Annotated in this window: 11 protein-coding genes; 8 read left to right on the top strand and 3 right to left on the bottom strand. The window is 65.1% G+C overall.

Annotated elements, in window-relative coordinates; all coding sequences use genetic code 11:
- Positions 1-936 (top strand): tRNA pseudouridine(55) synthase TruB, encoded by a 936-nt coding sequence (gene truB, locus AWJ14_RS18535; protein WP_066182848.1) that lies wholly within the window; start codon positions 1-3, stop codon positions 934-936.
- Here the strand turns inward: truB and AWJ14_RS18530 are convergent.
- Positions 926-1,657 carry a gamma-glutamylcyclotransferase gene (locus tag AWJ14_RS18530; RefSeq protein ID WP_066182845.1) on the bottom strand — a complete coding sequence of 244 codons (732 nt, stop codon included), beginning with the start codon at positions 1,655-1,657 and terminating at the stop codon, positions 926-928. The genes truB and AWJ14_RS18530 overlap by 11 nt on opposite strands.
- Before the next feature lie 129 nt (positions 1,658-1,786).
- On the opposite strand from AWJ14_RS18530, the gene AWJ14_RS18525 reads away from it, so the two are divergent.
- The 4 genes from AWJ14_RS18525 (at position 1,787) to AWJ14_RS18510 (ending at position 6,084) form a co-directional block, all read left to right on the top strand.
- A complete protein-coding gene (locus tag AWJ14_RS18525; protein ID WP_066182840.1) occupies positions 1,787-2,140 on the top strand; it encodes a hypothetical protein in 354 nt (117 codons plus the stop codon).
- A gap of 192 nt (positions 2,141-2,332) precedes the next feature.
- Positions 2,333-2,602, top strand: a complete 270-nt coding sequence (rpsO, locus tag AWJ14_RS18520) for a 30S ribosomal protein S15 (protein ID WP_066182838.1) — start codon at positions 2,333-2,335, stop codon at positions 2,600-2,602.
- 337 nt (positions 2,603-2,939) lie between these two features.
- The gene (gene pnp, locus AWJ14_RS18515; protein ID WP_066182836.1) at positions 2,940-5,057 is read left to right on the top strand and encodes a polyribonucleotide nucleotidyltransferase; all 2,118 of its coding nucleotides are present in this window, start codon (positions 2,940-2,942) and stop codon (positions 5,055-5,057) included.
- A gap of 187 nt (positions 5,058-5,244) precedes the next feature.
- Positions 5,245-6,084 carry a helix-turn-helix transcriptional regulator gene (locus tag AWJ14_RS18510; protein WP_245304366.1) on the top strand — a complete coding sequence of 280 codons (840 nt, stop codon included), beginning with the start codon at positions 5,245-5,247 and terminating at the stop codon, positions 6,082-6,084.
- 199 nt (positions 6,085-6,283) lie between these two features.
- Here the strand turns inward: AWJ14_RS18510 and AWJ14_RS22590 are convergent, their stop codons facing one another.
- Complete coding sequence (locus AWJ14_RS22590) at positions 6,284-6,823, bottom strand: hypothetical protein (RefSeq protein WP_210183569.1); 540 nt, start codon at positions 6,821-6,823, stop codon at positions 6,284-6,286.
- On the opposite strand from AWJ14_RS22590, the gene AWJ14_RS18500 reads away from it, so the two are divergent.
- Together AWJ14_RS18500 and AWJ14_RS18495 are read left to right on the top strand one after the other, a co-directional pair.
- On the top strand, positions 6,809-9,772 hold the full coding sequence (locus AWJ14_RS18500; RefSeq protein ID WP_210183568.1) for an autotransporter outer membrane beta-barrel domain-containing protein: 2,964 nt from the start codon (positions 6,809-6,811) through the stop codon (positions 9,770-9,772). The two genes, AWJ14_RS22590 and AWJ14_RS18500, sit on opposite strands and share 15 nt — an antisense overlap.
- A 79-nt stretch (positions 9,773-9,851) precedes the next feature.
- The gene (locus AWJ14_RS18495) at positions 9,852-10,517 is read left to right on the top strand and encodes a ferredoxin reductase domain-containing protein (RefSeq protein ID WP_066182827.1); all 666 of its coding nucleotides are present in this window, start codon (positions 9,852-9,854) and stop codon (positions 10,515-10,517) included.
- Between the two features lie 431 nt (positions 10,518-10,948).
- Here AWJ14_RS18495 and AWJ14_RS18490 read toward each other — a convergent pair whose 3' ends face one another.
- Positions 10,949-13,438, bottom strand: coding sequence for a methyl-accepting chemotaxis protein (locus tag AWJ14_RS18490; protein ID WP_245304364.1), 2,490 nt, complete (start codon positions 13,436-13,438; stop codon positions 10,949-10,951).
- A gap of 215 nt (positions 13,439-13,653) precedes the next feature.
- Between AWJ14_RS18490 and AWJ14_RS22585 the strand changes: the two genes are divergently transcribed.
- The coding region (locus tag AWJ14_RS22585) for a hypothetical protein (protein ID WP_210183567.1) at positions 13,654-13,857 on the top strand (204 nt) is incomplete at its 3' end.

Below are 13,857 nucleotides of genomic sequence, written 5' to 3'. Positions count from 1 at the left end.
ATGGCGCGTCGCGGCAAGAAGAAGGGCCGGCCCGTCACCGGCTGGCTGGTGCTGGACAAGCCCTGGGATTTCGGCTCCACCGAGGCTGTCTCCAAGATCAAGTGGCTGTTCAAGGCCGACAAGGCGGGCCATGCCGGCACGCTCGATCCGCTGGCCTCGGGCATGCTGCCGATCGCGCTCGGCGACGCCACCAAGACCGTCCCCTATGTGATGGACGGCCGGAAGATCTATGAATTCACCGTCGCCTGGGGCGAGGAACGCACCACCGACGATCTCGAAGGCACCGTGACCGCGCAGTCGGACATCCGTCCCGACCGCGCCGCGATCGAGGCGATCCTGCCGTCCTATACCGGCGTGATCGAACAGGTGCCGCCGGCCTTTTCGGCAGTCAAGATCGCCGGGGAGCGCGCCTACGACATGGCCCGCGACGGGGAGACCGTGGAAATCCCGGCGCGCGAGGTCGAAATCCATCGCATCACGCTTGTGGGCTGCCCCGATGCCGATCACGCCGTGTTCGAGGTCGAGTGCGGCAAGGGCACCTATGTCCGCGCGCTGGCACGCGATTTCGGCCGCGAGCTCGGCTGCTACGGCCATGTCTCCGGTCTGCGCCGCACCATGGTCGCCCCGTTCTCGGAAGAGGACATGGTGCCGCTCGCCGATCTGGTCGCGCTCGAGGAGATCGAGGACGAGGCCGAACGGCTGGCCCGGCTCGACGCCTATCTGGTGCCTGCCGGCGAGGCACTGTCGATGCTGCCGCGCATCGACCTGAGCGAGGACCAGGCCCACCGCATCCGCATGGGCAATCCGGTGATCCTGAGGGGCCGCGACGCCCCGGTCGCCACCGACGACGCCTGCGCCTATGTGCGCGGCGCGCTGCTGTCGATCGGCGAGGTCGCCGGCGGCGAATTCCGTCCCCGTCGGGTGTTCAAGGCCTGACGGCCGGCGCGTCACAACCTCGCTGTTCGAGCTTTTCGATGTGCGCGGCCACCAGCGCCTGCAGTCGCCACAGGCTGCGGTCATGGATGCCGAGGCTTTCGAGCATGCTGACCGTCGAAAAGAGATATTCGGCCATCGAACCGAGATAGCCGCAGGCGGTGGCGAGCACCGCCGCCACCTCCTCGTCCGGCAGCCCCGCGACATAGCGCGGGCTGTTGCGGTCCATGGCGAAGGTCAGTGCGGTGAGCGGCCCTTCCTCGGTCCTGATCCGGATCCAGCGCCAGGGAAACGCCGACGGCAACTGGCTCAGCTCCCGCCGGATCAGCCGGTGCAGCTCCTGTTCCAGCCCCGCTTCCGGCAGGCGGTAGGCCATGCCGGTGCAACTGCCTCCGCGGTCGAGCGCCATCATCAGCCCGGGGTGATCGTGGCTGCCGCGATAGCGGTAGTCGGGCCCGAGGCAGAAACGCCGGTGCCAGCCGATGGCGCGCGCCATCCGCTTCTCCTCATGCGCCGTTTCCGGCCGCCAGATCAGCGATCCGTAGCCGAACAGCCAGAAGCCGCCTTCGGGGCGCGTCGCCAGCATTCCCGCGACCGCCTCGGCATAATCGGCGTCCGTGGCCGTCCGGAATCCCGGCAGCAGCTTCGGCCCGGGATCGGCCACGGCGCGCTGGACACGGTCGACATGGCGCTGCGTGAGCCGCATCTGTCTGGTCTTGCTCATCTGCCAAAACGGTCCTTCTGCCTTTTCCCGCTGCCTCGTTTCGGCGCCGTCCGCTTGGATGGCGCCCAGGCGAAGCCCGCTTGCCCGTCTCCTTCGGCTCGGGCAAACTTGGGCAAGGGGGAAAAGACCATGAAAGCCACACATTTCGCAATGGCCGTTTCTCTGGTCCTGGCCGCGGCCGGGCCGGGGCTGTCCACACCCGCCGCTGCGCAGGCGCCCGGCTTCGATGCCGAGGGATGCGGCTGGTACATCATCCTCGGCTGCTCTTCGAGCCGGCTCGAGGCCCGGCGCAACCTGATCGAACTCGGCGGACCGCAGGTCGGCGGCGGTGCCGGGTCGCGGGTCGTCAACACCTCCGATCTCGACGGCATGCGCGACGGCTTCTACTGTGTCGCCGACGGCCCCTACGTCTCCGCGGACGATGCCGGATCGGTTGCCTGGATAGAGGCTGTGCCGGACGCCTATCTCAAGCGCGGCTGCTGACGTCCGGGTTTGCCACGCCCGGCTTCGCGGCTGCGCCGGGGCCCGCTTTTTAGAAATCCCTTCCATTTCGGCCGGAATTGCCCTATAGGCCAGCCGTCAAGCTCGCTTCGGCGGCCTTGCACTTCGAGGCCCCTGCTGGACGACATCCCGGCAGCGGGCGCCATATCCATCCCAGACCGAAAGGATTTGACGATGTCGATCACTGCTGAGCGCAAGGCTGCGCTGATCCAGGAATATGCCACGAAGCCCGGCGACACCGGGTCCCCCGAAGTCCAGGTTGCCATCCTCACCGAGCGGATCAACAACCTGACCGAGCACTTCAAGTCCAACAAGAAGGACAACCATTCACGGCGCGGGCTGTTGACCATGGTTTCCACGCGCCGTTCGCTGCTTGACTATGTCAAGCGCAAGGACGAAGCGCGCTACGCTGCGCTGATCGCCCGTCTGGGCATCCGCCGCTAAGGCACTGTGTCGGCGGGTCGGGCCCAGGCCCCGCCCGCCGCATTCCTTAAGGGGTCCCGTGCATCGTCCCGGGGCCGCAATTTCGAGGCGTGACGCCGCCAGGCCCTGAAAATAGCCTGATTGTCGCGCCAGAACCGTCCGGAGGGCCGAAAAGCCGGCTCGGGACACTGAAATGGCCCGTCATGGGGCAGGATTGCCGGATGCTTTTGCCGCCTTTTCCGGGCGGCTCCTCGCAAAGCCTCCCGCTGTCTTGCCCATGATGGCTCAGAAACCACGAAGGACATCCGCCGCGCGGCCGCACCGGTCGGGCCAGATGTCCGCATATGAAGGACAAGACATGTTCGATACCCACAAGGTCGAGATTGAATGGGGCGGCCGTCCGCTCATCCTGGAAACCGGCAAGGTTGCCCGTCAGGCCGATGGCGCCGTGATCGCCACCTATGGTGAAACCGTGGTGCTCGCCACCGTCGTTTCCGCCAAGTCGCCCAAGCCCGGCCAGGATTTCTTTCCGCTGACCGTCAACTACCAGGAAAAGACCTACGCGGCCGGCAAGATCCCCGGCGGCTATTTCAAGCGTGAAGGCCGTCCGAGCGAGAACGAAACGCTGGTCTCGCGCCTGATCGACCGCCCGCTGCGCCCGCTGTTCCCCGAGGGCTACAAGAACGACACGCAGATCATCATCACCGTTCTGCAGCACGATCTCGAGAACAATCCCGACGTGCTCGCCATGGTCGCAGCTTCCGCTGCCCTGACGCTCTCCGGCATCCCCTTCATGGGTCCGATCGCCGGTGCCCGCGTCGGCTACATCAACGGCCAGTACGTGCTCAACCCGCATGTCGATGAAATGCCGGAATCGGATCTCGATCTCGTCGTCGCCGGCACCTCGGATGCCGTGCTGATGGTGGAATCGGAAGCCAAGGAACTGGCCGAAGACGTCATGCTCGGCGCCGTCATGTTCGGCCACAAGAGCTTCCAGCCGGTGATCGACGCGATCATCCAGCTCGCCGAAGCTGCCGCCAAGGAGCCGCGCGACTTCACCGCTCCGGATCACTCCGAGCTCGAAGCCGAAATGCTCGCGATGTGCGAAGCCGACCTGCGCGCCGCCTACACCAACACCGACAAGGCCGCCCGCTACGCCGCGATCGATGCCGTCAAGGACAAGGTCAAGGCCCATTTCGCACCGGCCGAGGGCGAAGAGCCCCGCTATGCGTCGGAAGTCATCGGCGCGGTGTTCAAGTCGCTGCAGGCCAAGGTCGTCCGTGGCGCGATCCTTGAGACCAAGAGCCGCATCGACGGCCGCGATCTCGAGACCGTGCGCCCGATCGTCTCGGAAGTGGGCCTGCTGCCGCGCACCCACGGCTCGGCGCTGTTCACCCGCGGCGAGACCCAGGCCATCGTGGTTGCCACGCTCGGCACCGGCGAGGACGAGCAGTATGTCGACAGCCTGACGGGGACCTACAAGGCCACCTTCATGCTGCACTACAACTTCCCGCCCTATTCGGTCGGTGAAACCGGCCGCACCGGCTCGCCCGGCCGCCGCGAAATCGGCCATGGCAAGCTCGCCTGGCGCGCCATCCACCCGATGATGCCCGCCGCCGAGCAGTTCCCCTACACCGTGCGCGTGGTCTCCGAAATCACCGAATCGAACGGCTCCTCATCGATGGCCACCGTCTGCGGCACCTCGCTCGCGCTGATGGATGCCGGCGTGCCGCTCGCAAAGCCGGTCGCCGGCATCGCCATGGGCCTGATCAAGGAAGGCGACCAGTTCGCCGTCCTGTCCGACATCCTGGGTGACGAAGACCACTTGGGCGACATGGACTTCAAGGTTGCCGGCACCGCCGACGGCATCACCGCGCTGCAGATGGACATCAAGATCGACGGCATCACCGAGGAAATCATGCAGATCGCGCTTGGCCAGGCCAAGGGTGGCCGCCTGCACATCCTCGGCGAAATGGGCAACGCGCTCTCCGAAAGCCGTGGCCAGCTCGGCGAATTCGCCCCGCGCATCGAAGTCATGACCATTCCGGTCGACAAGATCCGCGACGTGATCGGCACCGGCGGCAAGATCATCCGCGAGATCGTCGAGAAGACCGGCGCCAAGATCAACATCGACGACGACGGCACCATCAAGATCGCCTCGTCCTCGGGCAAGGAGATCGAGGCCGCCAAGAAGTGGATCCACTCGATCGTCGCCGAACCCGAAGTCGGCGTGATCTATGAGGGCACCGTGGTCAAGGTCGCCGATTTCGGCGCCTTCGTGAACTTCTTCGGTCCCAAGGACGGCCTGGTCCACATCTCGCAGCTCGCCTCCGAGCGCGTGGCCAAGACCTCCGACGTGGTCAAGGAAGGCCAGAAGGTCTGGGTCAAGCTGCTGGGCTTCGACGAACGCGGCAAGGTGCGCCTGTCGATGAAGGTCGTCGACCAGGAAACCGGCCAGGAAATCTCCGGCGAGTAAGCGCCGGCATTGCGCCGGGGCGGACACCCGCTCCGGACGAAAGACATGGAAAAGCCCCCGGATCGCGCTGGTCCGGGGGCTTTTTGCTTGATGGCTGGCCTGATGCCGTCAATCGGGGCGCAGTTGAGCGTACGCAACATGAGCCGTGCAAAATGCCGGCATTTGCCTGCGTGAGCCAGGATCGGGATTGTCCTGCCGGCTGTCGTTGCACTACCTTGCCGGCATGCTTGCCGACCTGCCCAATGCGGACGAAATCTACACTCTCTGGGATGACCTCGCGGATTTTGACGCCGGGGACATATGGGCGTCCCGCTCGTTCCTGCTCAAGACGCTCTGCACCTTGATCGACGCCCAGAATGCGGACTGGATCGCGTGTGTCCGGCTCGGATCGGGCCAAACCCGCGACCCGATGAAAGGCTGGCGTCCGCGCACGCGCTTCACCCTGGTGCCCTGTGTGAACACCGGCCCGGCGATCGACGAGGCCTTCGCGGAAATGGAGAAGGGAGAGCCCGATATCACCACGATCCGCAATGTGGAGCTCGCGGGCAGCTTCCGGGTCATGCTGTTGAACGAGCTTGCGACGCCCGAATGGTTCGAAGGCCCGTCCTACCAGCGCTTCTACCGGGCGCTCGACCGCAAGGATTCCATCTGGGCCGGCATTCCGATCAATCAGGACGCGGAAATCCAGATCGGCTTTCACCGCAGCTTCGCCAAGCCGGACTTCTCCCAGCAGGAACAGATTTTTGTCTCGCATGCCCTGCGGGGGATCCGCTGGTTCTACAAGCATCAGATGCTTGGAGAAGGCGCAGGCGTGGCCTCTTCCCCGCTGACGGCAACCGAGCAGGCGGTTCTTCAGGGCCTCCTGCTTGGCCTGACCGAGAAGCAGATTGCCGCGCAGAACAACCAGAGCCCGCACACCACCCACGACCATGTCAAGCGGATCTTCCGCAAATACGGGGTCTCCAGCCGCTCTAGCCTGATGGCCTTGTGGCTCGGCAAGGAATTGAAAACAAACAATAACCCCTAAACAGGGGATAGCTCCTCCGGCTCTCCCGCGCCAAAAGACGGCCAATGGATCAATTTGCGCCGCGGCTGCCGCGTCCTGCCTTTCTGGCGGGATGCCGGCGCCTGACAGCGTGGTGCCACGCGGAGGGGAAACCATGGTCACACGAAACGCAACGACTGGCAGGGCTTGCATAACGGCGGGCCGGGCGCGACCGGGCACATCACGCAGTTTCAGGACCGCTCTTCTGCTCAGCACCGCGCTTGCCATTTCGGCCTCCCTGGGGGCCGGAGCCGCTCAGGCCGGTGGTGGCCGGGGTGGCGATGGTGGACAAGGCCCAGCCGGCGGTTTTTCCACCCCAGGGCGCGGCGGTGCTGGCGGTACAGCGGGAAGCGGCGGAAGCGATGGGACCGCCGGCAAAGAGGGGGCAGGCAATGGCGGTGGCGGTGGGGGCGCTGCCGGCGGCTTTGCAGGCGGAACCGGTGCCACGACAGGCTCTGGCAGCGCAGGCGGGGATGGCGGCAGGGGGGGAAACCACGGAACGGTAATCATTATCCCGGCAGTGGTCTTGGGTGCGATGACGGGGGAGGACGGTGGCAATGGGACCAATGGTGGTGACACGGCGCCATTCGGCGGCGGCGGTGGTGGTGGTGGCGGTGGCGAAGGTGGGCATGGCGTCGCCGTGAATGCTGCCGTCGAGATCACCAATAATGCCGTTGTCACGGGTGGCGATGGTGGTCAGGGTGGATTGGGCGGCGCCCATGGGGCCTATAGTACCGACGGCTCCCTCGGCTATGGCGGCTCGGGCGGAGCAGGCCTCTCCACATCCGTGTCCGGCGTGACGGTGATCAACAACAATAGTATTACGGGCGGCGACGGCGGCTCGGGCCGGGGGGATGCCGCAGGCGGCGCCGGCATCACCGGCTCAGGCCTGACCATCGTCAACAGTGGCACGATTTCCGGCGGGCTCTCCAGCAGCGGCAGTACCCGCGCCAATGCCATCGAATTCACCTCCGGCACCAACACGCTGGAACTGGGAAACGGATCGACCATCACCGGCAATGTCGTCGCGGGTGGCAGCAGCGACACGCTTGTCTTTGGCGGCGACACCACCCCGGGCACGAGCTTCGATGCCGGTGAAATCGGCACCAAATACACCGGCTTCGAACGCCTATCGAAGACGGGTACCTCCACCTGGACCCTGACAGGCACCAACGCCCATACCGGCGGCACGACGGTCGAAGCCGGCAGCTTGCGGGCCGGCTCGGCGGGCGCCTTCGCCGCGAATACGGCCTACACGGTCAATGGCGGCACACTTGATCTCAACGGTCACGATCTCACGATGTCGTCGCTTTCCGGCTCGGGCGGAACTGTTGCGCTGGGCAACGCCGGCCTCACCGTGAACCAGTCAGGCACCACCAGCTATGCCGGTGTAATCAGCGGGACCGGTTCACTGACCAAATCCGGTGCCGGCACGCTGACGCTGACGGGCGCGAACACCTATGCCGGCGGCACCACGATTTCCGGCGGCACGCTTCGAATCGGCGACGGCGGCATGTCGGGCAGTCTGGTTGGCGATATCGTCAACAATTCCGCCCTGATCTTCGATCGCTCGGATGGCTTGACCTATGCCGGCTTGATCAGCGGCACGGGCTCGCTGACCAAATCCGGTGCCGGCACGCTGACGCTGACGGGCGCGAACACCTATGCAGGCGGCACAATGGTCTTGGCTGGCACGCTTGAGATCGGCGACGGCGGCACGTCGGGCAGTCTCGCCGGCGATATCGTCAACGACGCCGCGCTGGTCTTCAACCGCAGCGATGCCCTGACCTATGCCGGCAATATGTCCGGCACGGGATCGCTCACCAAGTCCGGTGCGGGCACGCTGACGCTCACCGGGGCGGGCACCCACACCGGCGGCACCACGATTTCCGCTGGCACGCTGCAGATCGGCAATGGCGGCACATCGGGGAGCGTCACTGGCGACATCACCAACAATTCGGCGCTGATCTTCAACCGTTCCGATGCCCTGACCTATGAGGGTGTCATCTCCGGCACCGGCAGTCTCACCAAATCCGGAACCGGCACGCTGACGCTGACCGGCACCAACACCCATACCGGCGGCACGACCGTGTCCGGCGGCTGGCTTGTGGTCAACGGCAGCATCGGTGCGGTTACCCTGAATGGCGGCAGCCTGGGCGGATCCGGCACCATTGGCGGCTTCACCGCCGGTGCCGGCAGCACGATCGCACCGGGCAATTCCATCGGCACGCTCACTGTCGCCGGCAATGCCGATTTCGCTGCCGGGTCCACCTATGCCGTCGAGGTCGACAATGCGGGCAATTCCGACACGCTCGCCGCCACCGGCACCGTGACCATCGACAATGGCGCCACGCTCACCATTCTGGCGGAGAACGGCACGGACGACGGTTCCAGCTATGCCCCGTCCACGGCCTACACGATCATAACGGCGGGCACGGCTGTGACCGGCCAGTTTGGCACGGTCACCGAAAACTTTGCCTTCCTCGACGCGGCCGTGGGCTATGGCCCCAAGGCCGTGACCCTGACGCTGACGCGCAATGCATCATCCTTCGACACCATCGGCAGGACCGCAAACCAGAATGCCGTGGCCAGGGGGCTAAGCAGCCTCAGCGCCGGCAACGCGGTCTATGACGCCGTCCTCGGGCTCAGCGCCGAGGGTGCGCGAACGGCCTTCGACAGCCTGTCAGGAGAGATCCATGCCTCCGTCACGGCAAGCTTCATCCAGGCCGGCAGGTTTGCCCGCAATGCCGCCAGCAACCGCATTCGCGATGCCTTCGAAGGCCTCTCTTCCGCATATGGGCCGGCCCCGGCCGTAATCGGAGACGGAGATGCCCGACATGACGGCGGCGCCGTCATCTGGGGCCACGGCTATGGCGGCTGGAGCGAGATCCGCGGCAACGGCAATGCCGCTGCCCTCGACCACAGCACCGGCGGCTTCTTCTTCGGTGCCGATACCGACATAGCCTCCGGCTGGCGCGGCGGGCTGATGGCAGGCTACGGCAACACCAGTTTCGCGGTCGAGTCCCGCTCGTCCTCGGGCGACGCCGACAGCTACACGGTCGGCGTCTATGGCGGCGGTCAACTCGGCGCCGTCGGCCTGCGGCTGGGCGCCAGCCACGCGCTGCACGATGTCTCGATGAGCCGCACTGTCACGGTCGGCGCGCTCGGCACCGTTCTGAGCGCGGACTACACCGCCTCCACCACGCAGCTCTTCGGCGAGGCTGGCTATTCCTTCGACACGCCGCTTGCCCGGTTCGAGCCCTTCGCCGGCTTCGCCCTGGTGCATCAGCGCAGCAGCGGCTTCACCGAGACCGGCGGTGCCGCAGCGCTCTCCGTCGCCTCCACCAGCCAGACCCTTGGCGTCACCACCCTCGGCCTGCGCGCCGAGCGGCAGGTGGTCGCAGGCGAGAGCTACAGCGCCTCGCTCCGCGGCTCGCTGGGCTGGTCCCACCTGGTGGGCGATCCCGAGCCGTCCGCGACCATGCGCTTCGCGTCCGGCAGCGCTTTCACGATTTCTGGCGTGCCGCTCGATCGCGACAGTCTGCAGATGGAGGCCGGGCTCAGGCTGGATTTTGCCGGTGGCGCGATCGTCAACCTCGATTACCAGGGCGAGCTGAGCGCCGGGACGCAAAGCCATGGAGTGGCAGCCAGGTTCTCGAAATCCTTCTGAGCCGCCACCGCCAACCGCGCGTCCGGAACCATCTCCCTGCCTTGCGCATTGCCCTTCCACGAACAGAAGGAGCAATGCCTTGGCCCATACGCTTGCCATCACGAAAATCCTCGACGTCACCCACAATGTCCGCCAGTTCACCTTCGAAAAACCCGAAGGTTTCGCATTCACGCCCGGGCAGGCGGCGGAAGTCGGGATCGACCGCGACGGCTGGCGCGACGCGGGCCACCCCTTCACCTTCACCGCGCTGCCCGACTGGGACGATCTGCAGTTCACCATCAAGATCTACCCCGAGCACAATGGGCTTACCGAACAGATCGGCACGCTCAAGGTGGGCGACAGTTTCATCGTCGGCGATCCCTGGGGCACGATCGAATACAAGGGCAGGGGCACCTTCATCGCCGGCGGCGCGGGCGTCACCCCTTTCATCGCCATCCTGCGGATGCTGCGCGACCGCGGCGAATTGTCCGGCCACCGGCTGATCTTCGCCAACAAGCGCGAGGCCGACATCATCCTGCGTGACGAGTTCGACGCCATGCCGGGCCTCGACGTGGTCTATGTGCTCTCCGGCGAGAACAAGGGCGGCTTCGAACACGGCCGCATCGACAAGCCGATGCTCGAGCGCCTGATCGGCAGCACCGACCAGCATTTCTATGTCTGCGGTCCCGACGGCATGGTCGAAAGCATCAACGATGCGCTCAAGGACATGGGCGCCGACCCCGAAGGCCTGGTGTTCGAGGAGTGAGGAGCGGTCCGCCTGGGCGGAGAAATCAGTCCAGTGGACTGATTTCAGCGACGAACGCCCGAAGCCAAAGCGAAGGGCCAAGAGCGGTCCGCCTGGGCGGAGAAATCAGTCCGGTGGACTGATTTCAGCGACGAACGCCCGAAGCCAAAGCGAAGGGCCAAGAGCGGCCCGCCTGAGCGGAGACATCAGTCCGGTGGACTGATTTCAGCGACGAAGGCCCGGAGCCAAATCGAAGGGCCAAGAGCGGTCCGCCTGAGCGGAGACATCAGTCCGGTGCACTGATGTGAGCGACGAAGGCCCGGAGCCCAGGCGCAGAGCCGGTTCGGGTCGCGCAAGGGTCGAAAACCGGTCTCGGTCAACCGGCCAGCCCTGCCTTTGCCCGCCCCCCGGCATGCTGCGGGGGGACGGGCAGGTTCGGACCGGGGAGCGGCCTAGAAGTCGTCCCAGGCGTCGTTCTGGGCTTTGAGAGCCGTGTTGCCGGAGAAGGCTGCGGCAATCTTCCGACCCATCGCCCTGACAGGAGAGGTGTCACCACTTCCGGCGGCAGGCGCCGCGCGCGAAGCCTCCCCATCCGTTCCCAGCTTGAACTGTCGCAGAAGCTCGTTCAGCGACGCCGCTTCGCTCGCCAGATCGTGGCTGGCTGCGGTGGTCTGTTCGACCATCGCGGCATTCTTCTGCGTGTCCTGGTCCATCTGGTTGATGGCCGCGTTGATCTGCTGAATGCCAGAGGATTGCTCCGCTGCGGATTCGACGATCGCCTTCACGTGCTTGTTGATCTCCTGCACCTCGCCTGCGATCTTCTCCAGGGCGGAGCCGGTGTTGCCCACGAGCTCGACACCTTCGCGCACCTGCTCGTTGGAATTGGTGATCAGGGTGTTGATCTCCTTGGCGGCCTTGGCGGAACGCTGTGCCAGTTCACGAACTTCCTGAGCGACGACCGCGAACCCCCTGCCGGCCTCGCCGGCGCGGGCTGCTTCCACCCCAGCATTCAGTGCCAGAAGGTTTGTCTGGAACGCGATTTCGTCGATCACCGAGATGATGTTGGCGATTTCGCCGGAGGAGTGCTCGATCCGCTGCATGGCTTCCACCGCGCGGCTGACCACCTGTCCCGACTCCTCGGCCCCGGTCTTGGTGCGTTCGACAAGGTGTCCCGCCTCCTGGGCGCGATCGCTCGAGTTCCGGACCGTCGTGGTGATCTCTTCCAGGGCGGCAGCGGTTTCTTCCAGCGCGGCGGCCTGTTGTTCCGTGCGCCGGGAGAGGTCGTCGGAGGAAGACTTGATCTCCCTGGCGCCGGCATTGATGCCGTCGGCATTCCGGGCCACGACCTGCAGCGCCATCTGCAGCTTCTCCGCGGATTGATTGAAGTCCCGCCGAACGGAATCGAGGCTTTCCACGAAAGGCGTGTCGATGCGGTAGGACACGTCGCCATCGGAAAGCTTGGTCAGGCCGGCAGCGAGATTGTCGACGGCAAACTGCACGTCGGCGGCTTCCCTGGCCTTTTGCGCGTCGCGCTCCAGGCGCTCCGTCTCGCCCATGCTGCGATTGGCCTCGGCTTCCTGTTCAAGGCGCTTGCGCTCGATGGCATTGTCGCGGAACACCGACACGGCATTGGCGATCTGCCCGACCTCGTCACCCCGGTCCTGGAAGGGAATCGGAGCGTGCGTGTCGCCATTGACCAGGTCCTTCATGGCCGCGGTGATCTTCTCGATGGGCTTTGCGATGTTGCGCGCGGCAACGGCCATGACAAGGCAAGCGACAATCGCAATGGCGATGCCGATGCCGGCCTGAACCAGTGTCGCAAAGGAGGCCTGTTCCGACAGATTGGCGGTCAGGGCCGTGACCTGGGCCAGCGCGACATCACGCGGAACGGAGATGGCGAAGGACCAGGGCGCGCCATCGGCGCTCAGTTCGATCGGCGAGTAGACGTTGATGTTGTCCCGGGCAGGGTCATCGATTGCGAGCGGCTTGGCGGCCGTTACCGCCTCCATGCTTTTGGCCCACTCAGCGCCGGCTTGCGACACGTCCTTCCCGATCAGGCTGGCATCGGTGCTGTTGGCGATGATCAAGCCATTGTCGCTGATGATGACCACGGAGCCCTTGCCCTCGAAGAGCGACTGGTTGACGGTGGTCGCCAGCTCCTGGATGAAGCCGAGATTGAAGTTGGCTCCGGTTATGCCGCGGAATTTGCCGTCGATCATCACCGGGATGGCGAAGGTGGCGAGGGATTCGACCTTGCCTTCCGCCGGATAGGTCAGGGGACCGACTATGCGTTCCTTTCCGGTCGCCCGCGGGTCGAGATACCAGACCCCCGTCTGCAACCCGTTCGACCCCATCGACGTGTCTTCATGGCCGGAGAGCGGCTCGACCTTGTATTTCCCGTTGGCTGTTCTGGTCCAGTACGGCAGAAACCGGCCGGTCGCGTCGGCACCGGTGTCGTTGCGGTTCCTGAAGGCCTCGTCGTTGCCATCGACCGCATTGGGCTCCCAGGCTGAATAGGCGCCGTTGATGGTGGGATTGCGCTCGAGAACCCGCTGCATCACGGAGTTCATCTGCTCGCGTCGCGCCATCGGCGGTGTGGCACCGGCCCTGTTGCCGGCCAGCACCGAGAACGAGGTCGCCATTTCGCGGGCGGCATCGATGGCGACCCGCAGCTCGGACTTGATCTCGCCCGCTTCGGCGGCTGCCCGGTTGATCAGAATTTCGGTTGTCTGCTCGCGCGCGATGGCGTCCATTTTCGTCGCGGCGAATTCATTGGAGCTATTGGAAAAATAGATCGCACTGCCGGTGAGCGCGGCAACCACGCCAATAATGCTCAGGCCGGCTATACCGACCACCTTGAATTGGATGTTGTCAAAACGTTTGAATATAGATGTCGTCATGGTCCTGGGTCTCCATCGTCTGAATGCTTTGAGCTGGGTCAAGTCGACGTATGGAATTGCTTGTTGCCATTAGGGGAAATGCCCACTCGGGATGGTATTTTTTACAGCCAGGATAATATCTCAGGAATGGTTAAGGAGTTATTTTTAAAAGGAAATTTCGCTTTTTAAGCAAGCCGGGTGCGCCGCAATCGGGCCGCCCGGGAGGCCCGGCCCGGCCTGGTGCGCGAGGGCCGCTGCCTGGTTTGAAGACACAAGGCTTGGACCGGTTTTCGGACGACTGGATCGGGCGGCGGAAGCTTCCGGTTCTGTTCGCCGCGATGCGTTCCCGGCCGGTTTCAGGCCGGAGCCTCGGGCCATGCCGGCGCTCCAATCCAGCGCGCGAATCGGGCCGGATCGTGCGGGCAGGATCGATTGTGTGCGTCAAGTTCTGCAAATTGGGCGGCCATGAAGCTGGTCATGCG

It is taken from the genome of Parahoeflea olei (assembly GCF_001703635.1).
GTDB lineage: Bacteria > Pseudomonadota > Alphaproteobacteria > Rhizobiales > Rhizobiaceae > Hoeflea > Hoeflea olei.
This window is presented reverse-complemented; position numbering and strand designations above follow the sequence as displayed.

Bases quoted from the DNA above. Each gene is read 5' to 3' on its own strand.
- AWJ14_RS18530 (WP_066182845.1), bottom strand. From the start codon at position 1,657: ATGAGCAAGACCAGACAGATGCGGCTCACGCAGCGCCATGTCGACCGT.
- truB (WP_066182848.1), top strand. From the start codon at position 1: ATGGCGCGTCGCGGCAAGAAGAAGGGCCGGCCCGTCACCGGCTGGCTG.
- pnp (WP_066182836.1), top strand. From the start codon at position 2,940: ATGTTCGATACCCACAAGGTCGAGATTGAATGGGGCGGCCGTCCGCTC.
- AWJ14_RS22590 (WP_210183569.1), bottom strand. From the start codon at position 6,823: ATGGGCGCCGCCCAATCCACCCTGACCACCATCGCCACCCGTGACAAC.
- rpsO (WP_066182838.1), top strand. From the start codon at position 2,333: ATGTCGATCACTGCTGAGCGCAAGGCTGCGCTGATCCAGGAATATGCC.
- AWJ14_RS18525 (WP_066182840.1), top strand. From the start codon at position 1,787: ATGAAAGCCACACATTTCGCAATGGCCGTTTCTCTGGTCCTGGCCGCG.